Here is a 25,625-nt window from a genome sequence, read left to right as displayed (position 1 = left end):
AGCCCAGACAGGCGGGATGACCGCCCCGGCTCAGGAATAAAATGATGAACAAAGACAATGTAAAACTGGCTATCGCCCCGATTGGCTGGACCAACGATGATATGCCGGATCTCGGCAGTGAGAACACCTTCCAGCAGACGGTGAGCGAGATGGCGCTGGCCGGTTTTACCGGTAGCGAAGTCGGCAGTAAATATCCGCGCGATCCAGCGATTCTTAAACCGATGCTCGACATTCGCGGCATTGAGATCTGCAACGCCTGGTTCAGCACCTTTTTTGCCAACGGCGACAAAGCTAAAACCATCGACGAGTTCGTTAACCACATGAACTTCCTGCATGCGATGGGCGCGCGGGTGATTGGCTGTTCAGAACAGAGCAAAAGTATTCAGGGCACCACGCTGGCGGTGTTTGAGCAGAAACCGGTGTTCAGTGATGAGGAGTGGCAGCTGACGGCAGAAGGCTATAACGAACTGGCGCGGATTGCGGCTGAGAAGGGGATGCGGGTCACGCTGCATCACCATATGGGGACCGGTATTCAGACGACTGAAGAGATAGACCGCTTTATGGCCCTGACCGACGATCAGGTTGGCCTGCTGTATGACACCGGTCACGTCTACTACTCTGAGGGATCGCAGCAGAAGATGCTGGCGGTGCTGGAAAAATATCTGCCGCGCATTTTCCACGTCCACCTGAAAGACGTGCGTGACGAGGTCGTCGCCGAGGTGCGCGACAATCATCTCTCCTTCCTGGAAGGGGTGAAAAAGGGCACCTTCACCGTACCGGGCGATGGCGTGATCGATTTCAAACCGGTGTTCAAAATCCTCGACGATTACGGCTACAAAGGCTGGATGGTGGTGGAAGCGGAGCAGGACCCGGCGCTGGCTAACCCGTTTGAATATGCGGTGAAAGCGCGCAAATATATTCGTGAGAACGCAGGATTGTAAGCGCAGGCGGGAAACCGTGAGATAAACCGGCTTCCCCCAGATGGGGGAAGCCGCAAGCCAGCAGGGCAGTCGCCCGGCCTTATTTCAGCGCAATACTCTTCACAATATTGTCGGCATCGCTTTGTGCCTGCTGCTGGTTGTCGCCTGGCAGGGTAATCTGCAGCGTCACCAGTTTGCCGTCGACTTTGGCCAGAATCACCGATGACCATGAGGTCTGGTTATTGGCAGAAATCACCGTATCCAGCTGCTGTGCCGGCTGATCTTTCAGCGTGACCGCTTTGTTCGAGACCACCTGCAGTTGCGGATCGCGGTTGCGCTGCTGCTGCTCCATACGCTGTGACAGCACGTCCAGCCCATCACTGGTCGGCTCACCGGCAATCACAATAATCGCGCGCGCACCGGTTTCGTCGGCATACACGTGCATATTGGTGGTCTGTGAACCGAGCTTGCCGCTCTTGTCCGACATGCCCGGCGGCAGCGAGAAGCTCAGTTTGCCATCCATCAGCGTCACGGTCTGCGCCGACTGACTGGCGCTGACGCCGTTGTCATTCGCCGCGTCATCTTTCTTCTGGTCACAGGCGGCTAAGCCCAGCACCAGTAAGCCCATTCCTACATATTTCACCAGGTTGCGCATCAGAATCCCTTTTTTAAGTTTCCAGTCAGCCGTTAATACAACAGGAATCAGGTTGCAAACGCAACCTGATGATTGTCAGCAGATCTTAGCGGGTAATGGCGTAAATCGGTATGGCGGGTTAGCCGAAATTTATCTGGCTGGTGGCACGGCGCTCAGCCAGGCGTTTCAGCGCGGCATTGAGCAATACGCCGTAGGCCGGCAGGAAGAACACCATGCAGATCAGCACTTTGAAGCTGTAGTCAACCAGGGCGATCTCCACCCAGTGCTGGGCCATAAACGCATCAGGGCTTTTATAAAAGGCGATGAAGAAAAAGGCCAGCGTATCGCTGATGTTGCCGAGGAACATGGCGCAGCCTGGAGCGATCCACCATTGCGGCAGGGCGCGCAGACGGTTGAAGACGTGCACGTCGAGGATCTGACCCAGGGCGTAAGCCATAAAGCTGGCGCAGGCGATACGCGCGACAAACAGATTCACCTGTTCCAGTGCCGCCCAGCCCTGCCACTGACCCTGATAATAGAGCGAAGAAACGGCATAGGAGATAAACAGCGCCGGGATCATCACCGCCAGAATAATGCGTCGGGCCAGCGGCGCGCCAAAGATGCGCACGGTCAGATCGGTTGCCAGGAAGATAAACGGGAAGCTGAACGCGCCCCAGGTGGTGTGGAAGCCGAAAATGGAAATCGGCAGCTGCACCAGGTAGTTACTGGAGGTGATCACCAGCAGGTGAAACAGCGATAACCAGAACAGCGCGTGCATGCGCTGACGCGAAGAGAATGCGAGCATAATCAACCTTTTTAATGTTGGGGTGAGGGAACCCATTGCGGGACGCCGTTCGGGCAGCGCCTGGCAGTTTTATGAGCAAAAAGCGGCGGCATCTTACCGCGTTGTGCTATTTATGCAATGGTTAATTTTAGCGCAATCGTTATCGCCTTGCGTCAACGGCACCACGCGCTAGAATGAGCGCCCCAAACCTGAACCGAGTCCATTATGAGCGATGCTTTTTCCTCTGCCGACCATCAACTGGATGCCCGTGGCCTGCGTTGTCCGGAGCCGGTGATGATGGTGCGCAAAACCGTTCGCAGCCTGCAGGATGGCGATACGCTGTTGATCATTGCCGACGATCCGGCCACCACCCGCGATATTCCCGGCTTCTGCCGCTTTATGGAGCATCGCCTGCTGGCGCAGCAGACCGATAACCTGCCTTATCAGTTCCTGATCCAGAAAGGGATGGCGGAGTAACGCTGGGTGCCCATTGGCAGCGCGGCCCGTCATCTGACCGGCCGCTCGTCTTCAGCTTCGGTTGCGCAGTAATCGCAGCGCGTTAGCGGTGACCAGCGCCGTTGCGCCGGAATCCGCCAGCACCGCCAGCCACAATCCGGTCAGTCCCAGCAGGGTCGTGACCAGAAATACCGCCTTCAGCCCCAGCGCAATGGTCAGGTTCTGACGAATGATGCGGCGCGTACGGCGCGCCAGTACAATCATTGGTGCCAGATTGCTGAGCTGATTGCGCGTCAGCGCGGCATCGGCCGCCTCCAGCGCAACGTCGGTGCCGCTGCCCATCGCGATCCCCAGCGTCGCCGCTTTCATCGCCGGCGCATCGTTAATGCCATCCCCGACCATCGCCAGCGGCTGCTGCTGACTCAGTTCTGCTATCGCCGCCACCTTGTCGGCCGGTAACAGGCTGGCACGGTACTCAATGCACAGTTGCCGGGCGATGGCTGCCGCTGCACGCGGGTTGTCGCCGGTCAGCATCAGACTCTCAATGCCCAGTTTTTTCAGCGCCTGTAATGCGGCGATCGCATCGCTGCGCAGCTGATCGCGCAAGGCCAGCGCGCCCAGCGCCTCGCCATTGCGGGTCAGCACCACCACCGTTTCACCTGCTGCTTCACGCTGGGTGATCTGTTCGGTTTGCTGCGCCGTCAGTCCGGTCATCTGCGTGGGCGTCAGCAACCGGATCGGCTGGCCATTGACCACCGCCGTAATGCCCCGTCCCGCCTGAACCTGCTGATCGCGGGCGGCCGGGATGGCCAGATTGCGTGCCGCCGCCGCCGCCACAATCGCACTGGCCAGTGGATGCGTCGCGCCCTGTTCAACCGCCGCGCTGAGCGCCAGCATCTCTGCCTCGCCGGTCTCGCCAAAGCGCAGAATCCCGGTGAGCTGCGGCTTGCCAACGGTCAGGGTGCCGGTTTTATCGAACGCCATCATGCGCAGGGAACTCAGACGTTCTAAGGCCGCGCCGCCTTTGATCAGCGCGCCCTGACGTGCAGCGGCAGCCAGCCCGGAGGTAATCGCTGCCGGCGTGGAAATCACCAGTGCACAGGGGCAGCCAATCAGCAGTAAGGTCAGGCCCTTGTAGATCCACGGCTGCCATTCTCCCGCGCCGAGCAGCGGGGGCACCACCATCACCAGCAGCGACAGCAGCATCACCAACGGCGTATAGAGACGGCTGAACCGATCGATAAAGCGCTCAACCGGGGCGCGGTGGGTTTCTGCTTCTTCAATCAGCTGCAGTATCCGGTCAATCGCGCTTTCGCCCGGTTTCGATACCACTTCCAGCGTGACCAGCCGGTCAATGCTGGTGGCACCGGCCAGTATTTTTTCGCCGCTGCTGCGCGTCACCGGCAGCGACTCGCCGGTTAACGCGCTTTCATCAAAGCTGGCGAGCGGCGTGATTAAGCGGCCATCGACCGGCAGGCGACTGCCGGCTGCCACTTCAATCTGATCGCCGGGCTGCAGCGCAGCCAGCGGCACGTCGCTGCGCCGACCCTGCTCAAGACGGACCGCCGATTCCGGCCGCAGCGCCATCAGACGGGTCACGCCACTGCGCGCCCGCGAGGCGGCATAGCTTTCGAGCTGTTCGCCAAGCTGAAACAGCACCAGCACCATCGCTGCTTCGGCGTGAGCGCCGATGATCAGCGCACCCGCTGAGGCCAGCGTCATCAGGGTTTCGATGGTGAAAGGCGAGCCGCTGCGCAGCCGTTGCCAGGCGCTGCGCGCCACCGGAAACAGGCCGATCAGGGTAGTGACAATAAACAGGCGATCTCCCCACAGCGGCGCGAAATGGCTGAGCAGGCTGCTGGCGAGCACCAGCAGCGCCAGCGCAATCAGCATGCGGTTATGCTGCCAGCGTGGGCCATCGGCTGCCGTTTCGGTCTGCGTACTGAGCTGGAAGCCAGCTTTTTTGACCGCCTGCTCCACCGCCTGGCGCACGTCGCTGTCCGCATTGACCACCAGTTTTTCACTGCTGAACAGGACGCGCGCCTCGGTGACGCCCGCGACCTGCTGAACTGCGGTTTCAATGCTGCGGGCGCAGCCGGGACAATCCATCCCGCTGACCTGCCAGCTATAAGGTAGAGTGCCGACGCGTCGTCGGTCACTTTCCTCATCGGCGTCGTTGCCGGGACTGCTGTTACTGTCGCAGCAGCAGCCCGCACTATCCGGCGTGACCGGAGTCGCGGCATGAATAGAGAGCGTCAGGGGACGGGACTGAGGGATCTGGCACAGGGGTTTGGCTGCGGCGTGGCTGGCACGCGGTTTACCGCAGCCACAGGCGTGATGTTGATGCATATGACCTCCGGAAAAGGGATGGACGAAGCTGTCCATCCCGCTATCCTACACTCTGGAGTGAACTCCAGAGTCAAGGTCAATTTTTTAAATCACCCACAGTGAACGGACAATCATAAAGTGACCGGCAAAGTAGCAGGCCGCAACGATAGCGCTGTCGGCACTGAAACGACGGCGATAGTGGCTGATAAACCAGACAATGTTAGCCAGCAGCAGCAGACCTGCACCGACCATGATTGAGAAGCTGTAATCGGTAGGGCGGAAGAAGTATTGCTCAGTAGCGATCCAGGTCATCACCAGCGTCATGCCGATAAAAGTACAGATCGGCCAGCGCAGATCTTCCAGTCTGCTCCACAGAATGCCAATCAGCACCACGCCGATAATCAGCAGCGTCAGCGGGATCGGCCAGAAAAAGGTCATGGTCATGCTGGCGGCAAAACAGAGGGTATACAGCAGATGCGACAGGAAAAATGCGCCAATCGCATAGAGCATCTGCTGACGGGGCAATAGCGTTAGCGCATCACCGACCAGCGTGGCGATCAGGCCGGCCAGAATCAGATAGTCAGTGGTATTCAGCGTCGGAGCCTGCCAGGCCAGGCCGACCAGCAGCAACAGTGTGACCGGTTTAAACAGCCAGCGTTGCCATTGCGGACCGCGATAGGTGGCATCAACGTAGAGCCAGCCGGAGAAAAGTACAGCGAGGAAAGACCAGAGCATTGTTTCTCCCTTTTTTAACCAAAATGGTGAAAGATCCCAAAATATCCCTTCCAGTTTAGGTTACGTCCCGACGATGTGACAATCAGGCAACTCTGGTTGTATGCTTTGCCGCGCAGTTAACGCCATCCGCACCCTTTAAGCCCGAGAGAATTATGAGCAAACCACCGCTAATCTTTATGATCGTTCTGGCAATTATCGCCGTGCTGGCAACCCGTCAGTTCATCAAGCAGCGCCGGGAAACCGCCGTCAATGACGCCTCACCGGTGCGATCCCTGACGGCACAGGTTAAAACCAAACGGGAGTTTCCGGCACCCAATCGCCGCTCACGTCAGCGTGAAGTGATTGCCGGAGAAGAGATGCGCTACGAAGCGCTGTTTCATCCGCTTAACGGTGCCAGCGACATTAAAGTGCAGCTTCAGGAAGCGCAGTATCATCAGCTGGATAAAGGGGCGAAGGGCGAATTAAAAATGCAGGGGACGCGCTTTATCAGCTTTACGCCAGCGCAGTAATCAGCGGGCAGGGTGCCCGCTCTGAAGACTACTTTTTCCGCGGGAAGTGCTTTTTCTGCCAGGCGACCAGCTCAAATACGCCGAACACAAACACTTTCACCTGGGTCAGGCGGTCGATTGGCGGGGCATCTTTGGTCTGCGTTGCACGCAGTAACACCAGCTGCAGGCCGTGCATCATGATCATGAAAAACAGCGCGACATTAATGAAGTAGGTCAGCGGTTTCGGGTAGGGATGGACCACGTTAACCAGCAAAAAACCCCATACGCACAGCATCAACAGACGCCCCAAATTAAGTAACATCCTGCGTCTCCAGTTGACGTTGATATAAACGATAAGCCACTTGTCCGGCTATTTTCTCGCGATAAAGGTTCCACTCTGGCGGCACCGGCGGCGCGCCATTTTCCACTTCACTTTCGACGTAGATCAGCGCCTCGTCTGCCAGCCAGTGATTCTGTTCCAGCAGCTGCAGCGTCTGTTCCAGCAGGCCCTGACGAAACGGCGGATCGATAAACACCACGTCAAACGGTTGGCCCGGCTGGGCCAGAAAGCTCAGGGCATTGGTCTGAATCACTTTGCCGTTGCTGGCGTTCAGCGTCTGCAGATTCTTCATCAGTTGCTGTGCCACCGGACGCTCCAGCTCCAGTAGCGTAGCCGATCCAGCGTAACGCGACAGCGCTTCCAGACCTAACGCGCCACTGCCGGCGAAACAGTCGAGACAACGTGCGTCGGGCAGTACCGGCGCCAGCCAGTTAAACAGCGTTTCACGTACCCGATCGGTGGTCGGGCGCAGTCCGGCACTATCGGGCACCGGCAATTTGCGTCCGCGCCATTGTCCGCCGATGATGCGGATCTGGCCGGCACCGCCGGTACTGCGGGGGTTTTTAGTCATCTTGCTCACAACTCGTCATAATTTGTTGCGTAGTTTAACGGGCGAATCGGTGAGAAGAAACGTTAAAAAAGGGTGCTGTGGTGAGCTGGCTGGAAAGTGTTAGACTACTGAGTTGCTGAAGTCATGCAGTATTCTGCGGTTTTACGCCGGTCTGGCGTTAGCCAATTTTAATTGATTCACCCCTGGAAACGACGTGCGACCGGGACAAAGCCATCGAGGAGTGTAGTCACACAATGGCAAAAGAGAAAAAACGTGGCTTTTTTTCCTGGCTGGGATTTGGCAAAGAAGAAGAGAAGCAACCCTCTGCGGAAGAGCAGGCGCAGCAGGCGGCTGAGTCTGCTCAGCCGCAGTCAGAGCAGCAAGCCGCAACCTTAACGCAGGCTGAAGCGCAAGCGGAAGAGACTGTCGCCATCACCGAAACGGTGGCCGGACAGCAGCGTGATGCGGATGTGACGGCCGCTGCGCCACACGAAGCCGCGCCGGAAGCCCTGGCGGAGCCGGAGCCGATTCAGGCTGACCCGGAAGCCTTACTGGAAACGGCGAGGGGGCCGGAGGCTGACGTTGCCCCGGTCGTCGAGGCTGATGCCGTTATCACACCAGCGGCTGATGCTGAACGGCATCAGGCCGACGCGCCGCTGAGCGACGAAGAGCTGGAAGCCCTGGCGCTGGGCGAGGCGGAGATCATCGAAACGCCACCGGCCGACGCGCCGCTGAGCGACGAAGAGCTGGAAGCCCTGGCACTGGGCGATGCGGAGATCATCGAAACGCCACCGGCCGACGCGCCGCTGAGCGACGAAGAGCTGGAAGCCCTGGCACTGGGCGAGGCAGAGATCATCGAAACGCCACCGGCCGACGCGCCGCTGAGCGACGAAGAGCTGGACGCGCTGGCGCTGGCAGAAAGCGAAGAAGCCGATGTCGTGCCGGATACCGTCAGCGATCTGCCGTTAGCCGCTGCGCCAATCATCACGCAGGAGCAGGAACGTCCCAGCAAGGAGGGCTTCTTTGCCCGCCTGAAGCGCAGCCTGGTGAAAACCCGTCAGAACCTCGGTTCCGGTTTTATCAGCCTGTTCCGTGGCAAAAAGATTGATGATGACCTGTTTGATGAGCTGGAAGAGCAGTTACTGATTGCCGACGTCGGCGTCGATACGACCCGCCGCATCATTACTCACCTGACTCAACAGGCGAACCGTAAGCAGCTGCGTGACGCAGAAGCGCTCTACGGCTTGCTGAAAGCCGAAATGGCCTCGATTCTGGCCAAAGTCGATGCGCCGCTGGATGTCTCCGGCAAAACGCCGTTTGTCATCCTGATGGTTGGCGTCAACGGTGTGGGTAAAACCACCACCATCGGCAAACTGGCACGTCAGTATCAGGCCGAGGGCAAATCGGTGATGCTGGCTGCCGGCGACACCTTCCGTGCCGCTGCGGTAGAGCAGCTGCAGGTCTGGGGCCAGCGCAATAATATTCCGGTGATTGCCCAGCATACCGGTGCGGATTCCGCTTCGGTGATCTTCGATGCGATTCAGGCAGCCAAATCACGCGGTGTGGATGTTCTGATCGCGGATACCGCCGGTCGTCTGCAGAACAAATCGCACCTGATGGAAGAGCTGAAGAAAATCACCCGCGTAATGAAGAAGCTGGACGAAGATGCGCCGCATGAAGTGATGCTGACGCTTGACGCCAGCACCGGGCAGAATGCGGTCAGCCAGGCCAGACTGTTCCATGAAGCGGTTGGCTTAACCGGTATCGCGCTGACCAAGCTGGATGGCACGGCCAAGGGCGGTGTGATCTTCTCGGTCGCCGATCAGTTCGGTATTCCGATTCGCTATATCGGTGTCGGGGAAGGCATCGAGGATTTACGGCCGTTTAAGGCGGAAGATTTTATTGAGGCACTGTTTGCCCGAGAGGACTAATTAGGATGATTCGCTTTGAAGAGGTCAGTAAGGCATATCTCGGCGGACGTCAGGCACTGCAGGGGGTGGATTTCCATCTGCGTCCCGGCGAAATGGCGTTCCTGACCGGCCACTCCGGTGCCGGTAAAAGTACGTTGCTGAAGCTGATTTGTGGCATTGAGCGTCCGAGTGCCGGACAAATCTGGTTTAGCGGCCACGATATTTCCCGCTTGCGTAACAGTGAAGTGCCTTTCCTGCGCCGTCAGATTGGCATGATCTTTCAGGATCACCACCTGCTGATGGATCGTTCGGTGTATGACAACGTGGCGATCCCGCTGATTATCTCCGGTGCCAGCGGCGAAGATATCCGTCGTCGTGTCTCAGCAGCGCTGGATAAAGTCGGCCTGCTCGACAAAGCGAAAAGTTACCCGATTCAGCTGTCAGGCGGTGAACAGCAGCGTGTCGGTATCGCCCGTGCGGTGGTAAACAAACCGGCGGTGCTGCTGGCGGATGAACCAACCGGTAACCTTGATGAAGCGCTGTCGGAAGACATTCTGCGGCTGTTCGAAGAGTTCAACCGCGTTGGCGTCACGGTATTAATGGCGACGCACGACAACGGCTTAATCGCCCGTCGTAACTACCGCGTCATGACGCTGAACCAGGGACGCCTGCACGGAGGCCACGATGGTCAATAAACGCAATAAACGCCCGACGGCGCAGAAAGCGAAGCAGCAGCCGTCAAAAAGCAAAGCGCTGAAAGGCGGCTGGCAGGAACAGTGGCGCTACGCGCTGCGCGGTACGCTGTCTGACATGTGGCGTCAGCCGCTGGCGACGCTACTGACGGTGATGGTAATCGCCATTTCGCTGACCCTGCCAAGCGTCTGCTATATGGTGTGGAAAAACGTCAGTCAGGCGGCGACGCAGTGGTATCCGGCACCGCAACTGACGGTCTATCTCGACAAAGCTCTGGATGACACTGCCGCGGAAAACGTGGTGGCGCAGCTCAAACAGGTTGATGGCGTGGATAACGTCAATTACCTGACGCGGGAAGAGGCGCTCAACGAGTTCCGCAACTGGTCAGGCTTTGGCGGTGCGATGGATATGCTGGAGCAGAATCCGCTGCCTGCGGTGGCGATTATCACGCCGAAGCTCAATTTCCAGAATTCCGACACCATGCAGAGCCTGCGCGATCGGGTCACCAAAGTGCAGGGCGTAGATGAAGTGCGGATGGACGACAGCTGGTTCGCACGGCTGGCGGCGCTGACCGGGCTGGTAGGGCAGATTGCCTCAATGATCGGCGTGCTGATGATTGTGGCGGTGTTCCTGGTGATCGGTAACAGCGTACGGCTCAGCATCTTTGCCCGTCGCGATACCATCAACGTACAAAAGCTGATTGGTGCGACCGATGGCTTTATCCTGCGGCCCTTCCTGTATGGCGGCGCGTTGCTGGGCTTCAGCGGCGCGGTACTGTCGCTGGTGCTTTCAGAAGTGCTGGTGCTGCGGTTACAGTCGGTGGTGGCCCACGTGGCGACCGTATTCGGCACTACCTTCTCACTGGAGGGATTCTCCTGGGATGAGGCGCTGCTGTTATTACTGATTGCCGCGATCATCGGCTGGGTGGCCGCCTGGCTGGCGACGGTACAACATTTACGCCGATTTACGCCCCAGTAAACGCCTGCAACATTTTTTTGTTATAATACTCCTCTGCTGCCGAAGACCGGATGCAGAGGACGTATTACCTCTTCCCTTCCTGTCATCTGTGTGTAAAATATTCACTGCTATAATTGTTGTTGTGGATAACTTTGTTGTCCCGGTAGCACAGATTGCTTTCGGATTTCGCGCGACGTTGACATACTGTATCGTCTGCGCAAGGAAATGTGCGGCAATTCCACTGAATTTGTGAGGGTTTGAATGACCAAAGAAATGCAAACTTTAGCTATTGCTCCTCTTGGTAACCTGGAGTCTTACGTCCGGGCTGCCAATACCTGGCCGATGCTATCGGCAGAAGAGGAAAAAGCGTTGGCTGAACGGCTGCATTACCAGGGCGATCTGGATGCGGCAAAGACGCTGATCCTGTCTCACCTACGCTTTGTAGTTCATATCGCTCGTAACTACTCCGGCTACGGCTTGCCGCAGGCTGACCTGATTCAGGAAGGTAACATCGGCCTGATGAAAGCGGTGCGTCGCTTCAACCCTGAAGTGGGCGTGCGCCTGGTCTCATTTGCCGTGCACTGGATTAAAGCCGAGATTCACGAATACGTGCTGCGTAACTGGCGTATCGTGAAAGTCGCGACCACTAAAGCACAGCGTAAGCTGTTCTTTAACCTGCGCAAAACCAAGCAGCGTCTGGGCTGGTTCAACCAGGATGAAGTCGAGATGGTGGCGCGCGAGCTGGGCGTGAGCAGTAAAGACGTGCGTGAAATGGAATCACGTATGGCGGCGCAGGATATGACCTTTGATATGTCGGCCGACGATGAGAGCGGTGAAGGCAAATCAATGGCGCCGGTGCTCTATCTGCAGGATAAAACCTCTGACTTTGCCGATGGCATTGAAGAGGATAACTGGGATGCCCACGCTGCCGATAAGCTGAGCTATGCGATGGAAGGTCTGGATGAGCGTAGTCAGCACATCATTCGTGCCCGCTGGCTGGATGAAGACAACAAAACCACGCTGCAGGAGCTAGCCGATCAATACGGCGTCTCAGCGGAACGTGTCCGCCAGCTGGAAAAGAACGCCATGAAAAAACTGCGCATGGCGATCGAAGCGTAATACCGCAAGGTAACCTTCAGGGGCGACATTATCATGTCGCCCTTTTTGTTTTCTGCGCCCGCCTAATCGACCGCTAATACCCAGCCATCCGCCTGCGCCCTGAAGCCACACGCCTGCATAAACGCCGCCCGCACCTGCTGATCGTCGCTGCCATCGTCTGCCATCCACCAGTCCGCTAATGACCCGTTCTGCCTGATGGTCTCTTCCAGCAAATATTGCCCGACTCCGCGGCGACGGGTGACATCGCGCACCGCCAGCCGCTGGATCTTGCCGTGAATACCTGAAATCTCCAGCTGTAACGCGCCCAGCAGACGATCGTTGAAGCGTGCCGCATAAAGTCGATGCCGTTCATTCAGGCGCTGTTCCAGACGATCAATCTCCAGATCCGGCCAGATTTTAGCCAGATCAATGCGGTCCTGCGGCGTCAGCGCGGTTAAACGCTGGATGGTGAGCTTCATGACAAACACCTGTACTTGTAAAAGGGGAAAGTGTAGCGAAAGTATACAACCAGAGCGCTGACACATTTTCATCAATAAAACAGGTCAAAAGATGGCCTGGCTGCCAGAATGATAGTTGTAAACAGGCCCTAGATGCGATCAATCCAGCATAAGCCGCTGGCAAAGTGGTGAAAAACCGGCCGTTGCATCCAGTGTATTATGCTGTTGCACTCAGGCAATTCTGAATATGTCAGTTGATTTACAGAAGAAACTTCCTGTTTAATAACCTGAAAAATAAAGCCTTATTACTAATAAATGCCAGAAAAGTGCGCTAACTCATTATTGCTTAATCAGTTTTTGATCTTTATCTGGCAGTTTGCACTCACACATACACGACATAACACATGGGGTAGTCCGGATGAAAATGAAAGGTCGCGCATTACTGGCGGGATGCGTAGCACTGGCGATGAGCCATGCAGCGCTGGCTGAAGATATTAAAGTGGCGATTGTTGGGGCGATGTCTGGCCCGGTTGCGCAGTATGGCGACATGCAGTTTGCCGGGGCTACTCAGGCGATTGAAGATATTAATGCCAAAGGCGGCGTCAACGGTAACAAACTGGTTGCGGTGAAATATGACGATGCCTGCGACCCGAAACAGGCGGTGGCGGTAGCCAACAAAGTGATCAACGACGGCATCCGCTATGTTATCGGCCATCTCTGCTCCTCATCGACCCAGCCGGCGTCTGACATTTATGAAGATGAAGGCGTGCTGATGATTACCCCTGCCGCCACCGCGCCGGATCTCACCGCCCGCGGTTATAAACTGATTATGCGCACCACCGGTCTCGACTCCGATCAGGGCCCGACCGCGGCCAAATACGCCATGACCGAGCTGAAGCCGCAGCGTATTGCCGTGGTTCACGACAAGCAGCAGTATGGCGAAGGCCTGGCGCGTTCAGTGCAGGATAGCCTGAAAAAGCAGGGCGCCAACATCGTGATGTTTGAAGGTATCACCGCAGGCGATAAAGATTTCTCCACCCTGGTGGCGCGCTTTAAGAAAGAGAACGTCGATTTCGTCTACTTCGGCGGTTACTACCCGGAGATGGGCCAGATTGTTCGCCAGGCGCGTGCAGCCGGTCTGAAAACCCAGTTCATGGGTCCGGAAGGGGTCGGTAACGCCTCGCTGTCCAACATCGCCGGTGCCGCCTCTGAAGGCATGCTGGTGACCTTACCGAAACGCTACGATCAGGTTGAGACCAACAAACCGATCGTTGATGCGCTGAAAGCGAAGAAACTCGATCCAACCGGTCCGTTCGTCTGGACCACCTATGCTGCCCTGCAATCGCTGGCGGCCGGGATGGAGCGCAGCAAGAGCGCAGAGCCGGAAGATATCGTGAAAAACCTCAAGGAAGGCGCTGCGGTGCCAACCGTGATGGGCAACCTGAGCTGGGATCAGAAGGGCGATCTGAAAGGCTTTGAGTTCGGCGTCTTCAAATGGCATGCCGACGGTACCTCGACCGCTGTGAAGTAAATCAGGCTGTTTACTGGCGGGTCAGGTAGCGGGTAACCGCTGCCTGCTCCCCTGCAACACTAACGCCTGGTCTGTGCTGCCAGGCGTTTTTTGTACTCCGTTCGGTCACGAGCGGATAAGTAAGGGTTAAGGTATGTCCGAGCAGTTCCTCTATTTTATCCAGCAGATGTTCAACGGTGTTACCCTCGGCAGCACCTATGCGCTGATCGCCATCGGTTACACCATGGTTTACGGCATCATCGGCATGATTAACTTCGCCCACGGCGAGGTTTACATGATCGGTAGCTACGTCTCCTTTATCGTGATTGCCGCCCTGATGATGATGGGCATCGACACCACCTGGCTGATGATTGCCGCCGGGTTTGTGATGGCGGTGATTATCTCCAGCGCCTACGGCTGGAGCATTGAACGCGTCGCTTACCGGCCGGTGCGCTCCTCCAAGCGTCTGATTGCGCTGATTTCCGCCATCGGGATGTCGATATTCCTGCAAAACTACGTCAGCCTGACCCAGGGATCGCGCGACCTGGCGCTGCCGAGCCTGATTACCGGTCAGTGGACCGTCGGCGAGAGCAACGGCTTTGCCGCCACCATCTCCACCATGCAAATTGTGATCTGGGTGGTGACGTTCCTGGCGATGCTGGCGCTGACCACCTTTATTCGCTATTCGCGTATGGGCCGCGCCTGTCGCGCCTGTGCCGAAGATCTGAAAATGGCCAGTCTGCTGGGTATCAATACCGATCGCGTCATCTCACTGACCTTTGTTATCGGTGCCGCCATGGCGGCGGTCGCGGGCGTGCTGCTGGGCCAGTTTTATGGATCGATCAACCCGTTCATCGGCTTTATGGCCGGCATGAAGGCGTTCACCGCCGCAGTGCTGGGCGGAATTGGCAGTATTCCGGGCGCGATGATTGGTGGCCTGGTGCTGGGAATCGCCGAAGCGCTGACCTCCGCCTATCTGAGCACCGAGTATAAAGATGTCGTCTCCTTTGCCTTACTGATTGTGGTACTGCTGGTGATGCCGACCGGGATTCTGGGCCGTCCGGAGGTGGAAAAAGTATGAAGTCTTCCTTGCTCAACGCCCTGATTTCGTCGCTGATGTTATTGCTGCTCGCCAGCTTCTTTATGGGTCTGCGCCTGAATCTGGACGGCACTAACCTGGTGGTGCAAAACGCCGGCAGCGTGCGCTGGAACTGGATTGCCGTCGCCTGTGTGGTGGTATTTCTGTTCCAGCTGCTGCGGCCGGTCTGGCAGAGCGGCCTGAAGAAAATCTCGGGTCCGGCGCTGGTGCTGCCAGGCATTGATGGCTCAACGCCGAAGCAAAAACTGGTGATGGCGGTAATGATCGTGGCGGCGCTCGCCTGGCCCTTCCTGGTGTCGCGCGGCACGGTCGATATTGCCACCATGACGCTGATCTACGTGATGCTCGGTCTCGGACTGAACGTGGTGGTCGGCCTGTCGGGCTTACTGGTTTTAGGTTACGGCGGCTTCTATGCCATCGGCGCTTACACCTTCGCTTTGCTGAACCACTATTACGGGCTTGGCTTCTGGCAGTGCCTGCCGCTCTCGGGCATGGTGGCCGCGCTGTTTGGTCTGCTGCTGGGCTTCCCGGTCTTGCGGTTGCGCGGCGACTATCTGGCGATTGTGACGCTGGGCTTTGGTGAGATCGTGCGTATTCTGCTGCTCAACAATACCGCTCTGACCGGTGGCCCGAACGGCATCAGCCAGATCCCGAAACCGACCTTCTTTGGTCTGGAATTTGGCCGTACACCGCGTGAAGGCGGCTGGGATACCTTTCACCACTTCTTTGGCCTGAAATACGATCCCAGTGACCGGATTATCTTCCTCTATCTGGTGGCATTGCTGCTGGTGGTGCTGACGCTGTTTGTGATTAACCGTCTGTTGCGCATGCCGCTGGGCCGCGCCTGGGAAGCGCTACGTGAGGATGAGATCGCCTGCCGTTCGCTTGGCCTCAGCCCGACCCGAATTAAACTGACTGCCTTCACCATCAGCGCCGCCTTCGCCGGCTTTGCCGGCAGCCTGTTCGCCGCGCGTCAGGGCTTTGTCAGCCCGGAATCCTTTACCTTTGTCGAATCGGCTTTTGTGCTGGCGATTGTGGTACTCGGCGGCATGGGCTCGCAGTTTGCGGTGATACTGGCCGCCATTCTGCTGGTGGTCTCTCGCGAGCTGATGCGTGATCTCAATGAGTACAGCATGCTGGTGCTGGGAGGCTTAATGGTGCTGATGATGATCTGGCGTCCGCAGGGACTGTTGCCGATGAAGCGTCCGCATCTGAAGCTCAGACAAGGTAAACAAGGAGAACAGGCATGAGTCAGCCTTTATTAGCCGTTGAAGGTTTGATGATGCGCTTCGGCGGCCTGTTAGCGGTTAACAACGTGGCGCTGGCGCTGCATCCGCAGGAAATCGTCTCGCTAATCGGGCCGAACGGTGCCGGTAAAACCACGGTGTTTAACTGCCTGACCGGCTTCTACAAGCCGACCGGTGGCAGCATTAAACTGCGTGAGCAGCATCTGGAAGGATTACCCGGCCAGAAGATTGCGCGGATGGGGATTGTGCGGACCTTCCAGCACGTGCGTCTGTTTCGTGAAATGACGGTGATTGAAAATCTGCTGGTGGCGCAGCATCAACATCTGAAGAGCGGGCTGTTTGCCGGTCTGCTCAAAACCCCGGCGTTTCGTCGCAGTGAAAGCGAGGCGCTCGATCGCGCAGCCAACTGGCTGGAGCGGGTCGGCCTGCTGGATCTGGCTAACCGTCAGGCCGGTAATCTGGCCTATGGTCAGCAGCGGCGTCTGGAGATTGCGCGCTGCATGGTGACGCGTCCGGAAATCCTGATGCTGGATGAACCGGCGGCCGGTCTTAACCCCAAAGAGACGCATCAACTGGATGAGCTGATTGCCGAACTGCGCGGTGAACACAAGGTTTCAGTGCTGCTGATTGAACATGATATGAAGCTGGTGATGGGCATCTCAGATCGCATTTACGTGGTCAATCAGGGAACGCCGTTGGCTAACGGCACGCCGGAAGAAATTCGCAATAATCCGGACGTGATCCGTGCCTATTTAGGAGAGGCGTAAGATGGCAAATGCGATGTTAACCATTGAGAACGTGAGCGCCCACTACGGCAAAATTCAGGCGTTGCATAACGTCAGCCTTTACATCAATCAGGGCGAGATCGTCACGCTGATTGGGGCCAACGGTGCCGGAAAAACCACGCTGCTGGGGACGCTGTGTGGCGAACCGCGTGCCACCCACGGCACCATCACCTTTGACGGTAAAACCATTACTGACTGGCAAACGGCGCGCATCATGCGTGAAGCTATCGCCATCGTACCGGAAGGCCGGCGGGTGTTTTCGCGTATGACGGTGGAAGAGAATCTGGCAATGGGCGGCTTTTTTGCCAGCCGTCCGCAATATCTGGAGCGGATCAAGCGCGTTTATCAACTGTTCCCGCGGCTGGAGGAGCGCAAAATCCAGCGTGCCGGCACTATGTCAGGTGGTGAGCAGCAGATGCTGGCGATTGGCCGTGCGCTGATGAGCCAGCCCCGCCTGCTGTTGCTGGATGAACCGTCGCTGGGTCTGGCACCGATTATTATTCAGCAGATCTTCGACACCATCGAACAGCTGCGCAGCGAGGGGATGACCATCTTCCTGGTGGAGCAGAACGCCAACCAGGCGCTGAAGCTGGCGGATCGTGGCTACGTGCTGGAAAACGGCCATGTGGTGCTGGAGGATAGCGGGGCTGCGCTGCTTTCCAATGAAGCCGTCCGAAGCGCGTACCTGGGTGCCTGATGGGGCACGGCCTGGCTTACTGGTCAGGTTGTGGTTGGGCAGTGCTCGTAATCCTCACGTATGTATATACGCTCCGGTTACTGCGCGCTGTCCGCCCGCAACCTGCCTGCGCCGCCGACGGCCTTCGATATAAATGCTCGCTGCGCCGCCGACGGCCTTCGATATAAATGCTCGCTGCGCCGCCGACGTCCTTCGATATAAATGCTCGCTGCGCCGCCGACGGCCTTCGATATAAATGCCCGCTGCGCCGCCGACGGCCTTCGACATGGGTGCGTGATGTGCCGCCCACGGCCATCAAAATGGGTGCGTAATCGCGCGGGCCGGGCATGTCATGGATTGGCTTTAGCGTCTTTCCGATCTGACCGTGTTCTCTGTGCAGGGCTCAGCCTTACAGCAACCAGGCCAGACGTTGTCAAAAATCTCAGCCCGGCCGGTAGCCGCTCCGCCTTTTTCACGCTTAAGCCTGTCATCTGGCTGTCATCCGCCCGTTATTAATTCGTCATTTTCCCGTGTCATGTTACTTCGCGAACCACAAATGCGTGATTTCACGCGTATTTACCTGCACAGGAAAATTCTATGTCCGTCGTTACCTATCGTCGTAGCCTGATCGGCGTGCTGCTTGGCCTGACGCTCAGTGGCCAGGCGCTGGCCGCCACTGAGATCCCGTTCTGGCACTCTATGGAAGGCGAGTTAGGCAAAGAAGTTGACTCGCTGGCGCAACGCTTTAACCAGGCCCATCCCGATTACAAAATTGTTCCGACCTACAAAGGTAACTACGAGCAGAGCCTGGCGGCAGGTATCGCGGCAGTGCGCACCGGCAAAGCACCCGCCGTGTTGCAGGTGTATGAAGTCGGTACTGCCACCATGATGGCGTCGCAGGCGATTGTGCCGGTGCATCAGGTGTTTAAAGATGCCGGTATTCCGTTTGATGAAAAACAGTTTGTGCCGACGGTGGCGGGCTACTACAGCGACAGCAACGGTCAGCTGATCTCTCAGCCGTTCAACAGCTCGACGCCGGTGCTCTACTACAACAAAGACGCGTTCAAAAAAGCGGGTCTTAACCCGGACCAGCCCCCCAAAACCTGGCAGGAACTGGCGAAAGATGCGGCGGCGCTGCGTAAATCGGGCATGAGCTGTGGTTACGCCAGCGGCTGGCAGGGCTGGATTCAGATCGAAAACTTCAGTGCCTGGCATGCCCTGCCGGTAGCGACTAAAAACAACGGTTTTGACGGACGCGATGCGGTCCTGGAGTTCAATAAGCCGGTGCAGGTTCGTCATATCCAGATGCTGGAAGAGATGAATAAAAAGGGCGACTTCACCTACTTTGGCCGCAAAGATGAATCCACCGCCAAGTTCTATAACGGCGATTGCGGTATCACCACCGCCTCATCCGGCTCGCTGGCGGATATTCGTCATTACGCCAAATTTAACTTCGGCGTCGGCATGATGCCGTATGACGACAGGGTTCCTGAGGCACCACAAAACGCCATCATCGGCGGGGCCAGCCTGTGGGTGATGAAGGGCAAAGACGCGGCCACCTACAAAGGCGTGGCTGAGTTTATGCAGTTCCTTGCCCAGCCGGAAATCGCCGCTGAATGGCATCAGAAAACTGGCTATCTGCCAATCACCACGGCTGCCTATGAGCTGAGCAAACAGCAGGGCTTCTACGATAAAAATCCGGGTGCTGATATCGCGACCCGTCAGATGCTGAACAAGCCGCCGTTACCGTTTACCAAAGGGATGCGTCTCGGCAACATGCCACAGATTCGTACCGTGGTGGATGAAGAGCTGGAAAGCGTCTGGACCGGCAAACAGTCGCCGCAGGGCGCACTGGATAATGCGGTGAAACGCGGCAATGAACTGCTGCGTCGTTTCCAGCAGCAGGTGAAGTAATCCGCTGTATCGGGCCAGCACCGGCTGGCCCTTTCTCTTTCTGAATCAGAGTGCGCCATGTCTTCATCTCGTCCGGTATTTCGCACCAGCCTGTTGCCCTATCTTTTGGTGCTGCCGCAACTGGTGATCACCGCCATCTTCTTTCTCTGGCCGGCTGGCGAAGCCTTGTGGTATTCGCTGCAAAGCCTCGATCCTTTTGGTCTCTCCAGCACCTTCGTCGGGCTGGATAACTTTAAACGGCTGTTTGCCGATCCTTACTATCTGGATTCATTCTGGACCACCATCAAATTCAGCGGTCTGGTCACGGTGTGCGGCATGGTGTTATCGCTGCTACTGGCGGCGCTGGTGGATTACGTGGTGCGGCTGCGCAAGCTTTACCAGACGCTGCTGCTGCTGCCGTATGCCGTCGCGCCGGTCGTGGCAGCGGTGTTGTGGATGTTTCTGTTCAATCCCGGCCTTGGCCTGTTCAGCTACCTGCTGAACCACATCGGCTACAACTGGAACTACGCGCAAAACAGCGGCCAGGCGATGTTCCTGATTGTGCTGGCGTCGATCTGGCAGCAGATGAGCTACAACTTCCTGTTTTTCTTCGCCGCGCTGCAGTCGATCCCCAAATCGCTGGTTGAAGCCGCCGCGATTGACGGTGCCGGACCGGTGCGCCGTTTCTTTAATCTCTCATTACCGCTGATTACGCCGGTCAGCTTCTTCCTGCTGGTGGTGAACCTGATTTATGCCTTCTTCGATACCTTCCCGGTGATCGATGCCGCCACCGGCGGCGGACCGGTGCAGGCCACCACCACGCTGATCTACAAAATCTATCGCGAAGGCTTCACCGGCCTGGATCTCTCCTCATCCGCTGCTCAGTCGGTGGTGCTGATGGTGTTGGTGATCGGTCTGACGGTGATTCAGTTCCGCTTCGTTGAACGTAAGGTGCAATACCAATGATTGAGAATCGACGCGGGCTGGATATCTTCAGCCACATCGTGCTGATACTGGGCGTGCTGACCATTCTGTTCCCGCTCTACGTCGCCTTCGTGGCGGCCACGCTGGATAACGATGCGGTCTATCAGGTGCCGATGACGCTGGTACCCGGCACTCACCTGTGGGAAAACGTCTCGCGCATCTGGACCCACGGTGTGAACGGTAACGGCCCGGCATTCGGCCTGATGCTGCTGAACAGCACCATCATGGCGCTCGGGATCACCGTCGGCAAAATCACCGTCTCGATGCTCTCGGCATTTGCGCTGGTCTGGTTCCGCTTTCCGCTGCGGACGCTGTTCTTCTGGCTGATTTTCATCACCCTGATGCTGCCGGTCGAGGTGCGTATTTTCCCGACGGTGCAGGTGATCGCCGATCTGAATCTGCTCGACAGTTATAGCGGCCTGACCCTGCCGCTGATGGCATCGGCGACCGCCACCTTTTTGTTCCGCCAGTTTTTTATGTCACTGCCGGATGAACTGGTGGAAGCCGCCCGGATTGATGGTGCCAGCGCGATGCGTTTCTTCCGCGATATCGTGCTGCCACTGTCGAAAACCAATCTGGCGGCGCTGTTCGTTATCACCTTTATCTACGGCTGGAATCAGTATCTCTGGCCGCTGCTGATCATCAATGACCCCAGCCTCGGCACGGCGGTGGCGGGGATTAAAAGCATGATCTCCACCAGCGGTTCACCGACCCAGTGGAACGAAGTGATGGCGGCGATGTTATTAACCCTGATCCCACCGGTGGTGGTGGTGTTAGTCATGCAGCGTGCCTTTGTGCGCGGCCTGGTTGAGAGTGAGAAATAAGATGGCAGGCGTAACCCTTCAGGCAGTGACCAAGTCCTACGATGGTAAAAATCAGATCATTCAGCCGCTGAACGTCACGGTAAATGATGGCGAATTTATGGTGATGGTTGGCCCCTCCGGCTGCGGTAAATCGACGCTGCTGCGGATGGTGGCGGGCCTCGAGCGCGTCAGCTCCGGCGACATCTACATCGACAACAAACGCGTCACGCAGGAAGAGCCAAAAGATCGCGGCATTGCGATGGTGTTCCAGAACTATGCGCTCTATCCCCATATGTCAGTGGAAGAGAACATGGCCTATGGCCTGAAGATCCGCGGCATGGGCAAAGAGCAGATTCGGCTACGGGTGCTGGACGCCGCGCGCAGCCTTGAGCTGGATCATCTGCTGACCCGCCGGCCGCGTGAGCTCTCTGGCGGGCAGCGTCAGCGCGTTGCCATGGGCCGCGCGATTGTGCGTGAACCGGCGGTCTTTCTGTTCGATGAGCCGCTCTCCAACCTTGATGCGCGCCTGCGGGTGCAGATGCGTCTGGAGCTGCAACAGCTGCATCGGCGTTTGCAGACCACCAGCCTGTATGTCACCCACGATCAGGTTGAAGCGATGACGCTGGCGCAGCGGGTAATGGTAATGAACAAAGGCGTGGTCGAGCAGCTGGGTACGCCGGTTGAGGTTTACGAGCGTCCCGCCAGTCAGTTCGTCGCCTCGTTTATCGGCGCACCGGCAATGAACCTGCTGAAAGGCGCATTCAACAGTGATGGCAGCCGCTTTAATCTGGACGCGTCGCATGCCCTGCCGCTAAGCGAGAGCAAAGCGAAGTGGGCCAACCGTCCGGTGGTGCTGGGTATCCGGCCGGAACATATCCAGCTCAGCAGCCGTGAACAGGGTGGGATACCGCTGCGGGTTGATACGCTGGAAATGCTGGGGGCTGACAATCTTGCCCATGGCCGCATCGGTGATACGCCGCTGGTGGTACGCTTAGCTCACAGCGAGCGGCCACAGCCCGGCAGCACGCTGTGGCTGCATCTGCCCGCAGATGCGTTACACTTCTTCGATTCAACCCATGGAAAGCGTCTGGAATGAGCACACAACACTGGCCCTATCCGCACATCGTCGCGCATCGCGGCGGCGGCAAACTGGCACCGGAAAACACCCTGGCGGCAATTGACGTCGGGGCGAAATATGGCCATCAGATGATTGAATTTGATGCCAAATTATCAGGCGACGCGCAGATCTTTCTGCTGCACGACGACACGCTGGACCGCACCAGTAATGGCTGGGGTGTTGCGGGGCAGCTGCCGTGGGAGAAACTGTCGCAACTCGATGCCGGCAGCTGGTTCAGCAAAGCGTTTAACGGCGAGAAGCTGGCACGGCTGGATCAGGTCGCCGATCGCTGCCGTCAGCATCAGATGATGGCGAATATCGAAATAAAACCGACCACCGGCAGCGAGGCGGAAACCGGGCGGGCAGTGGCGCAGGCAGCAGCCCGCCTGTGGCAGGGGCAAACGCCGCCGTTGCTCTCATCCTTCTCGTACGTCGCGCTGGACGCGGCGATGCAGGCTGAACCGCAACTGCCGCGAGGTTTACTGTCGCACAGCTGGGATGACCAGTGGCGCGACAAGACCTCGGCGCTGGCCTGCGTTTCGATCCATCTCAATCACAAAGTGCTGACCGAAGCGCGGGTGGCGGAGCTGAAAGCGGCGGGCCTTAAAATTCTGGCTTATACCGTTAACAGCCCGGAGCGGGCGCGGGAACTGCTGAAATGGGGCGTTGATGCCATCTGTACTGACTGCATCGACATCATCGGCCCCGATTTTAGCTAGTTCTGATTCTGGTTCTGCTGGCCCGGCTGGGTGGTGATCACGCGTTGCTGGGCGCTGTTGCGTTGCTCCTGCATCTTACGCTGCATATCCTGCGTCTGACGCTGCTGGTCCTGACGCAGCTTCAACTGCTGTTGTTGCTGTTGCGCCTGCATCTGGCTCTGCATCCGTTGCTGGCTCGGGTTATAGCCGGGCCGGTTAGGATCGTTGGTACTGTTCAGCGTATTCGCCAGCGTGGCGAAGGGCAGCAGAGCCGCCAAAGCAATAATCCACTTCTTCATCATTCCTCCTTCCTGAAAGCGACAGGTGCTGGATGCTGAACGCCATCGTCCGGCGTCCAGGGTCGCATGCATAAGTTTACGCGATATCACAGACCTTACCTTCAGATGTATTCCTGATTTGACTTAACCCTGACTAATTTGCTGTATTTGTAGCCACTTGCGGAAATGATAAAAAAATGTAAATAACAAATAAGGATGGTGGCGGGATGAAAATGCAGGCAACAGTGCGCCAGCTCGGCTGGTCGTTGGTGATGAGCTTTACCGTGGTCGCGGGGGCGAATGCGGCCCCGACTCAGGCACCGCCGGTTTCCTACGGCGTCGACAGCGACACCTTCCACCCGGTAAAAGCACAGCACGGCATGGTGGCCTCGGTCGATGCGATGGCAACCCAGGTCGGAGTCGAGATTCTGCGTCAGGGCGGCAACGCCGTTGATGCCGCAGTTGCGGTGGGCTTTGCGCTGGCCGTCACCCATCCACAGGCCGGTAACCTCGGCGGCGGCGGCTTTATGCTGCTGCGCACGGCGTCCGGTCGCACCAGCGCCATCGATTTCCGTGAAATGGCACCGGGCCACGCCTCGCGTGACATGTTCCTCGACAAGCAGGGAAATGCCGACAGTAAGCTGTCGCTCACCTCGCATCTGGCCTCCGGCACACCCGGTACGGTGGCGGGGCTGGCGCTGGCAGCCCATAAATATGGCACGCTGCCGCTGAGTACGCTGCTGGCTCCGGCGATCAAACTGGCGCGCGACGGCATCGTGGTCAATGATGCGCTGGCGGATGACCTGAAAACCTACGGCAAAGAAGTGCTGATTAACCATCCCAACAGTAAAGCGATCTTCTACAAAGCGGACGGCACGCCATGGCAGAAGGGCGACCGGCTGGTGCAGAAAAACCTCGCCCACAGCCTGCAATTAATTGCCCGTCAGGGACCGGATGCCTTTTATAAAGGCGCTATCGCCGATGAGATTGCGGGCGAGATGGCGCAGCACGGCGGCCTGATCAATAAAGCCGATCTGGCGGCCTACCGCGCGGTTGAACGTAAGCCGATCAGCGGCACCTACCGTGGTTATGAGGTCTTCTCAATGCCACCGCCGTCGTCCGGTGGCATCCACATCGTGCAGATCCTCAATATCCTCGAAAACTTCGATCTGGCGAAGATGGGCTTTGGCAGTGCTGACGCGATGCAGGTAATGGCCGAAGCGGAGAAATATGCCTATGCGGACCGCTCTGAATACCTTGGCGATCCCGATTTCGTTAAGGTGCCGTGGCAGGCGTTAACCAGCAAAGCCTATGCCAGAACCCTGGCGCAGCAGATTGATGTCGCCAAAGCGCGTCCTTCCAGCGAGATCAAACCCGGCAAGCTCGAACCCTACGAAAGTAACCAGACCACCCATTTCTCGGTGGTGGATAAACAGGGCAATGCGGTGGCGGTCACTTACACTCTGAATACTTATTTCGGCAGCGGTATTGTGGCGGGCAACAGCGGCATTCTGATGAATAACGAGATGGACGATTTCTCAGCCAAACCGGGAACGCCAAACGTCTATGGGCTGGTCGGCGGTGAGGCCAATGCGGTGCAGCCGGCGAAACGTCCGCTCTCTTCCATGTCACCGACCATTGTGGCGAAAGGCGGCAAAACCTGGCTGGTCACCGGCAGTCCGGGCGGCAGCCGTATTATCACCACGGTCTTGCAGATGGTGGTGAACAGCATCGATTTCGGGATGAACGTCGCCGAAGCCACCAATGCACCGCGTTTCCACCATCAGTGGCTGCCCGATCAGCTGCGCGTTGAGAAAGGCTTCAGCCCCGATACCCTGCGTCTGCTGGAAACCAAAGGTCAGCATGTGAAAGTGCTGCCAGCGATGGGCAGTACGCAGAGCATTATGATCGGGCCGGATGGGATGTTGTATGGCGCGTCCGATCCGCGCAGCATTGACGATCTCAGTGCCGGTTATTAAGGCGCAAGGTGTAATGCTCGTCAGTTAAGCAGCAGGTGATAATCCAGTCTGGTGCCGCTCAGGGGCTGGCGGTCCTCGCGCCGCTGTGCGGTTCCTTCACTTCATTCGTCTGCCTGACGGACCGCCGGGGATGGCTCATCCTGTGCTGCCCCGCCTTTCGCCCGCGTCCTGCGGGCTCTCCTGGCAGACTCATTCTGTTCAGCGC

Annotated in this window: 26 protein-coding genes; 18 read left to right on the top strand and 8 right to left on the bottom strand. The window is 57.7% G+C overall.

Features of this window, described 5'->3' with window-relative positions:
• Window positions 1–44: 44 nt before the first annotated feature.
• A complete protein-coding gene (iolE, locus tag FHW04_RS09285; RefSeq protein ID WP_031375245.1) occupies window positions 45–941 on the top strand; it encodes a myo-inosose-2 dehydratase in 897 nt (298 codons plus the stop codon).
• Between the two features lie 79 nt (window positions 942–1,020).
• On the opposite strand, the gene FHW04_RS09280 is transcribed toward iolE, so the two are convergent.
• Together FHW04_RS09280 and FHW04_RS09275 are read right to left on the bottom strand one after the other, a co-directional pair.
• Window positions 1,021–1,575 (bottom strand): DcrB family lipoprotein, encoded by a 555-nt coding sequence (locus FHW04_RS09280; RefSeq protein ID WP_031375244.1) that lies wholly within the window; start codon window positions 1,573–1,575, stop codon window positions 1,021–1,023.
• 118 nt (window positions 1,576–1,693) lie between these two features.
• Window positions 1,694–2,359: a 7-cyano-7-deazaguanine/7-aminomethyl-7-deazaguanine transporter gene (locus tag FHW04_RS09275; RefSeq protein WP_031375243.1), complete on the bottom strand. Its 666-nt coding sequence runs from the start codon at window positions 2,357–2,359 to the stop codon at window positions 1,694–1,696.
• Window positions 2,360–2,563: 204 nt separating this feature from the next.
• On the opposite strand from FHW04_RS09275, the gene tusA reads away from it, so the two are divergent.
• Window positions 2,564–2,815, top strand: coding sequence for a sulfurtransferase TusA (gene tusA, locus FHW04_RS09270; RefSeq protein WP_031375242.1), 252 nt, complete (start codon window positions 2,564–2,566; stop codon window positions 2,813–2,815).
• A 51-nt stretch (window positions 2,816–2,866) separates the two neighbouring features.
• Here tusA and FHW04_RS09265 read toward each other — a convergent pair whose 3' ends face one another.
• The gene (locus FHW04_RS09265; protein ID WP_089561862.1) at window positions 2,867–5,143 is read right to left on the bottom strand and encodes a zinc/cadmium/mercury/lead-transporting ATPase; all 2,277 of its coding nucleotides are present in this window, start codon (window positions 5,141–5,143) and stop codon (window positions 2,867–2,869) included.
• An 84-nt stretch (window positions 5,144–5,227) separates the two neighbouring features.
• Window positions 5,228–5,857 (bottom strand): lysoplasmalogenase, encoded by a 630-nt coding sequence (locus FHW04_RS09260; RefSeq protein ID WP_031375241.1) that lies wholly within the window; start codon window positions 5,855–5,857, stop codon window positions 5,228–5,230.
• Between the two features lie 152 nt (window positions 5,858–6,009).
• Here FHW04_RS09260 and FHW04_RS09255 point away from each other — a divergent pair, with 152 nt between their 5' ends.
• Entirely contained in the window at window positions 6,010–6,366 is a 357-nt protein-coding gene (locus FHW04_RS09255; RefSeq protein WP_089561861.1) for a DUF2500 domain-containing protein, read from the top strand.
• A 28-nt stretch (window positions 6,367–6,394) separates the two neighbouring features.
• On the opposite strand, the gene FHW04_RS09250 is transcribed toward FHW04_RS09255, so the two are convergent.
• Window positions 6,395–6,667: a DUF1145 family protein gene (locus FHW04_RS09250; protein ID WP_031375239.1), complete on the bottom strand. Its 273-nt coding sequence runs from the start codon at window positions 6,665–6,667 to the stop codon at window positions 6,395–6,397.
• Entirely contained in the window at window positions 6,657–7,256 is a 600-nt protein-coding gene (gene rsmD, locus FHW04_RS09245) for a 16S rRNA (guanine(966)-N(2))-methyltransferase (protein WP_031375238.1), read from the bottom strand. Before rsmD ends, FHW04_RS09250 begins: the two co-directional genes overlap by 11 nt.
• Before the next feature lie 233 nt (window positions 7,257–7,489).
• On the opposite strand from rsmD, the gene ftsY reads away from it, so the two are divergent.
• The 4 genes from ftsY to rpoH all read left to right on the top strand — a co-directional run bounded on the left by ftsY (window position 7,490) and on the right by rpoH (window position 11,914).
• Entirely contained in the window at window positions 7,490–9,166 is a 1,677-nt protein-coding gene (gene ftsY, locus FHW04_RS09240; protein WP_179420080.1) for a signal recognition particle-docking protein FtsY, read from the top strand.
• 5 nt (window positions 9,167–9,171) lie between these two features.
• Window positions 9,172–9,840, top strand: a complete 669-nt coding sequence (ftsE, locus tag FHW04_RS09235; RefSeq protein ID WP_031376707.1) for a cell division ATP-binding protein FtsE — start codon at window positions 9,172–9,174, stop codon at window positions 9,838–9,840.
• The gene (ftsX, locus tag FHW04_RS09230) at window positions 9,830–10,816 is read left to right on the top strand and encodes a permease-like cell division protein FtsX (RefSeq protein WP_046289368.1); all 987 of its coding nucleotides are present in this window, start codon (window positions 9,830–9,832) and stop codon (window positions 10,814–10,816) included. The genes ftsE and ftsX overlap by 11 nt, the downstream gene beginning before the upstream one ends.
• A 240-nt stretch (window positions 10,817–11,056) precedes the next feature.
• Window positions 11,057–11,914, top strand: coding sequence for an RNA polymerase sigma factor RpoH (gene rpoH, locus FHW04_RS09225; protein WP_031376708.1), 858 nt, complete (start codon window positions 11,057–11,059; stop codon window positions 11,912–11,914).
• A gap of 62 nt (window positions 11,915–11,976) precedes the next feature.
• Here rpoH and panM read toward each other — a convergent pair whose 3' ends face one another.
• Window positions 11,977–12,372, bottom strand: coding sequence for an aspartate 1-decarboxylase autocleavage activator PanM (gene panM / locus FHW04_RS09220; protein ID WP_031376709.1), 396 nt, complete (start codon window positions 12,370–12,372; stop codon window positions 11,977–11,979).
• A 397-nt stretch (window positions 12,373–12,769) separates the two neighbouring features.
• On the opposite strand from panM, the gene FHW04_RS09215 reads away from it, so the two are divergent.
• The 10 genes from FHW04_RS09215 (at window position 12,770) to ugpQ (ending at window position 23,184) form a co-directional block, all read left to right on the top strand.
• Window positions 12,770–13,882: a branched-chain amino acid ABC transporter substrate-binding protein gene (locus tag FHW04_RS09215; protein ID WP_089561860.1), complete on the top strand. Its 1,113-nt coding sequence runs from the start codon at window positions 12,770–12,772 to the stop codon at window positions 13,880–13,882.
• Window positions 13,883–14,015: 133 nt separating this feature from the next.
• The gene (livH, locus tag FHW04_RS09210; protein WP_009087789.1) at window positions 14,016–14,942 is read left to right on the top strand and encodes a high-affinity branched-chain amino acid ABC transporter permease LivH; all 927 of its coding nucleotides are present in this window, start codon (window positions 14,016–14,018) and stop codon (window positions 14,940–14,942) included.
• On the top strand, window positions 14,939–16,210 hold the full coding sequence (locus tag FHW04_RS09205; protein WP_031376711.1) for a high-affinity branched-chain amino acid ABC transporter permease LivM: 1,272 nt from the start codon (window positions 14,939–14,941) through the stop codon (window positions 16,208–16,210). Before livH ends, FHW04_RS09205 begins: the two co-directional genes overlap by 4 nt.
• Window positions 16,207–16,974, top strand: a complete 768-nt coding sequence (gene livG, locus FHW04_RS09200) for a high-affinity branched-chain amino acid ABC transporter ATP-binding protein LivG (RefSeq protein ID WP_031376712.1) — start codon at window positions 16,207–16,209, stop codon at window positions 16,972–16,974. Before FHW04_RS09205 ends, livG begins: the two co-directional genes overlap by 4 nt.
• Before the next feature lies 1 nt (window position 16,975).
• On the top strand, window positions 16,976–17,689 hold the full coding sequence (livF, locus tag FHW04_RS09195; protein ID WP_031376713.1) for a high-affinity branched-chain amino acid ABC transporter ATP-binding protein LivF: 714 nt from the start codon (window positions 16,976–16,978) through the stop codon (window positions 17,687–17,689).
• Between the two features lie 576 nt (window positions 17,690–18,265).
• The gene (gene ugpB / locus FHW04_RS09190) at window positions 18,266–19,582 is read left to right on the top strand and encodes a sn-glycerol-3-phosphate ABC transporter substrate-binding protein UgpB (RefSeq protein WP_069729104.1); all 1,317 of its coding nucleotides are present in this window, start codon (window positions 18,266–18,268) and stop codon (window positions 19,580–19,582) included.
• A gap of 57 nt (window positions 19,583–19,639) precedes the next feature.
• Window positions 19,640–20,527 (top strand): sn-glycerol-3-phosphate ABC transporter permease UgpA, encoded by an 888-nt coding sequence (gene ugpA, locus FHW04_RS09185; protein ID WP_046289367.1) that lies wholly within the window; start codon window positions 19,640–19,642, stop codon window positions 20,525–20,527.
• On the top strand, window positions 20,524–21,369 hold the full coding sequence (ugpE, locus tag FHW04_RS09180; RefSeq protein WP_089561859.1) for a sn-glycerol-3-phosphate ABC transporter permease UgpE: 846 nt from the start codon (window positions 20,524–20,526) through the stop codon (window positions 21,367–21,369). Before ugpA ends, ugpE begins: the two co-directional genes overlap by 4 nt.
• Before the next feature lies 1 nt (window position 21,370).
• Window positions 21,371–22,444 carry a sn-glycerol-3-phosphate import ATP-binding protein UgpC gene (locus FHW04_RS09175; protein ID WP_089561858.1) on the top strand — a complete coding sequence of 358 codons (1,074 nt, stop codon included), beginning with the start codon at window positions 21,371–21,373 and terminating at the stop codon, window positions 22,442–22,444.
• Window positions 22,441–23,184: a glycerophosphodiester phosphodiesterase gene (ugpQ, locus tag FHW04_RS09170; RefSeq protein WP_089561857.1), complete on the top strand. Its 744-nt coding sequence runs from the start codon at window positions 22,441–22,443 to the stop codon at window positions 23,182–23,184. Before FHW04_RS09175 ends, ugpQ begins: the two co-directional genes overlap by 4 nt.
• Here the strand turns inward: ugpQ and FHW04_RS09165 are convergent.
• The gene (locus FHW04_RS09165; RefSeq protein ID WP_031375619.1) at window positions 23,181–23,462 is read right to left on the bottom strand and encodes a DUF2756 domain-containing protein; all 282 of its coding nucleotides are present in this window, start codon (window positions 23,460–23,462) and stop codon (window positions 23,181–23,183) included. The two genes, ugpQ and FHW04_RS09165, sit on opposite strands and share 4 nt — an antisense overlap.
• A 206-nt stretch (window positions 23,463–23,668) precedes the next feature.
• Between FHW04_RS09165 and ggt the strand changes: the two genes are divergently transcribed.
• Window positions 23,669–25,420: a gamma-glutamyltransferase gene (gene ggt, locus FHW04_RS09160; protein WP_031375620.1), complete on the top strand. Its 1,752-nt coding sequence runs from the start codon at window positions 23,669–23,671 to the stop codon at window positions 25,418–25,420.
• Window positions 25,421–25,625 lie beyond the last annotated feature (205 nt).

This window comes from Pantoea sp. AN62 (assembly GCF_050432985.1).
Classification (GTDB): Bacteria; Pseudomonadota; Gammaproteobacteria; order Enterobacterales; family Enterobacteriaceae; genus Pantoea; species Pantoea brenneri.
The sequence above is the reverse complement of the archived record's forward strand: the minus strand, read 5'-3'. Positions and strand labels throughout refer to the sequence as shown.

What these genes read in the sequence shown, in the direction of transcription:
- ftsE (WP_031376707.1), top strand. Translation starts at nt 9,172, where the DNA reads ATGATTCGCTTTGAAGAGGTCAGTAAGGCATATCTCGGCGGACGTCAG.
- FHW04_RS09165 (WP_031375619.1), bottom strand. Translation starts at nt 23,462, where the DNA reads ATGAAGAAGTGGATTATTGCTTTGGCGGCTCTGCTGCCCTTCGCCACG.
- tusA (WP_031375242.1), top strand. Translation starts at nt 2,564, where the DNA reads ATGAGCGATGCTTTTTCCTCTGCCGACCATCAACTGGATGCCCGTGGC.
- FHW04_RS09280 (WP_031375244.1), bottom strand. Translation starts at nt 1,575, where the DNA reads ATGCGCAACCTGGTGAAATATGTAGGAATGGGCTTACTGGTGCTGGGC.
- FHW04_RS09175 (WP_089561858.1), top strand. Translation starts at nt 21,371, where the DNA reads ATGGCAGGCGTAACCCTTCAGGCAGTGACCAAGTCCTACGATGGTAAA.
- rsmD (WP_031375238.1), bottom strand. Translation starts at nt 7,256, where the DNA reads ATGACTAAAAACCCCCGCAGTACCGGCGGTGCCGGCCAGATCCGCATC.
- ugpA (WP_046289367.1), top strand. Translation starts at nt 19,640, where the DNA reads ATGTCTTCATCTCGTCCGGTATTTCGCACCAGCCTGTTGCCCTATCTT.
- ugpE (WP_089561859.1), top strand. Translation starts at nt 20,524, where the DNA reads ATGATTGAGAATCGACGCGGGCTGGATATCTTCAGCCACATCGTGCTG.
- FHW04_RS09215 (WP_089561860.1), top strand. Translation starts at nt 12,770, where the DNA reads ATGAAAATGAAAGGTCGCGCATTACTGGCGGGATGCGTAGCACTGGCG.
- FHW04_RS09260 (WP_031375241.1), bottom strand. Translation starts at nt 5,857, where the DNA reads ATGCTCTGGTCTTTCCTCGCTGTACTTTTCTCCGGCTGGCTCTACGTT.
- FHW04_RS09250 (WP_031375239.1), bottom strand. Translation starts at nt 6,667, where the DNA reads ATGTTACTTAATTTGGGGCGTCTGTTGATGCTGTGCGTATGGGGTTTT.
- ftsY (WP_179420080.1), top strand. Translation starts at nt 7,490, where the DNA reads ATGGCAAAAGAGAAAAAACGTGGCTTTTTTTCCTGGCTGGGATTTGGC.
- panM (WP_031376709.1), bottom strand. Translation starts at nt 12,372, where the DNA reads ATGAAGCTCACCATCCAGCGTTTAACCGCGCTGACGCCGCAGGACCGC.
- rpoH (WP_031376708.1), top strand. Translation starts at nt 11,057, where the DNA reads ATGACCAAAGAAATGCAAACTTTAGCTATTGCTCCTCTTGGTAACCTG.
- FHW04_RS09255 (WP_089561861.1), top strand. Translation starts at nt 6,010, where the DNA reads ATGAGCAAACCACCGCTAATCTTTATGATCGTTCTGGCAATTATCGCC.
- FHW04_RS09265 (WP_089561862.1), bottom strand. Translation starts at nt 5,143, where the DNA reads ATGCATCAACATCACGCCTGTGGCTGCGGTAAACCGCGTGCCAGCCAC.
- ugpB (WP_069729104.1), top strand. Translation starts at nt 18,266, where the DNA reads ATGTCCGTCGTTACCTATCGTCGTAGCCTGATCGGCGTGCTGCTTGGC.
- ugpQ (WP_089561857.1), top strand. Translation starts at nt 22,441, where the DNA reads ATGAGCACACAACACTGGCCCTATCCGCACATCGTCGCGCATCGCGGC.
- livH (WP_009087789.1), top strand. Translation starts at nt 14,016, where the DNA reads ATGTCCGAGCAGTTCCTCTATTTTATCCAGCAGATGTTCAACGGTGTT.
- iolE (WP_031375245.1), top strand. Translation starts at nt 45, where the DNA reads ATGAACAAAGACAATGTAAAACTGGCTATCGCCCCGATTGGCTGGACC.
- ggt (WP_031375620.1), top strand. Translation starts at nt 23,669, where the DNA reads ATGAAAATGCAGGCAACAGTGCGCCAGCTCGGCTGGTCGTTGGTGATG.
- FHW04_RS09205 (WP_031376711.1), top strand. Translation starts at nt 14,939, where the DNA reads ATGAAGTCTTCCTTGCTCAACGCCCTGATTTCGTCGCTGATGTTATTG.
- livF (WP_031376713.1), top strand. Translation starts at nt 16,976, where the DNA reads ATGGCAAATGCGATGTTAACCATTGAGAACGTGAGCGCCCACTACGGC.
- livG (WP_031376712.1), top strand. Translation starts at nt 16,207, where the DNA reads ATGAGTCAGCCTTTATTAGCCGTTGAAGGTTTGATGATGCGCTTCGGC.
- FHW04_RS09275 (WP_031375243.1), bottom strand. Translation starts at nt 2,359, where the DNA reads ATGCTCGCATTCTCTTCGCGTCAGCGCATGCACGCGCTGTTCTGGTTA.
- ftsX (WP_046289368.1), top strand. Translation starts at nt 9,830, where the DNA reads ATGGTCAATAAACGCAATAAACGCCCGACGGCGCAGAAAGCGAAGCAG.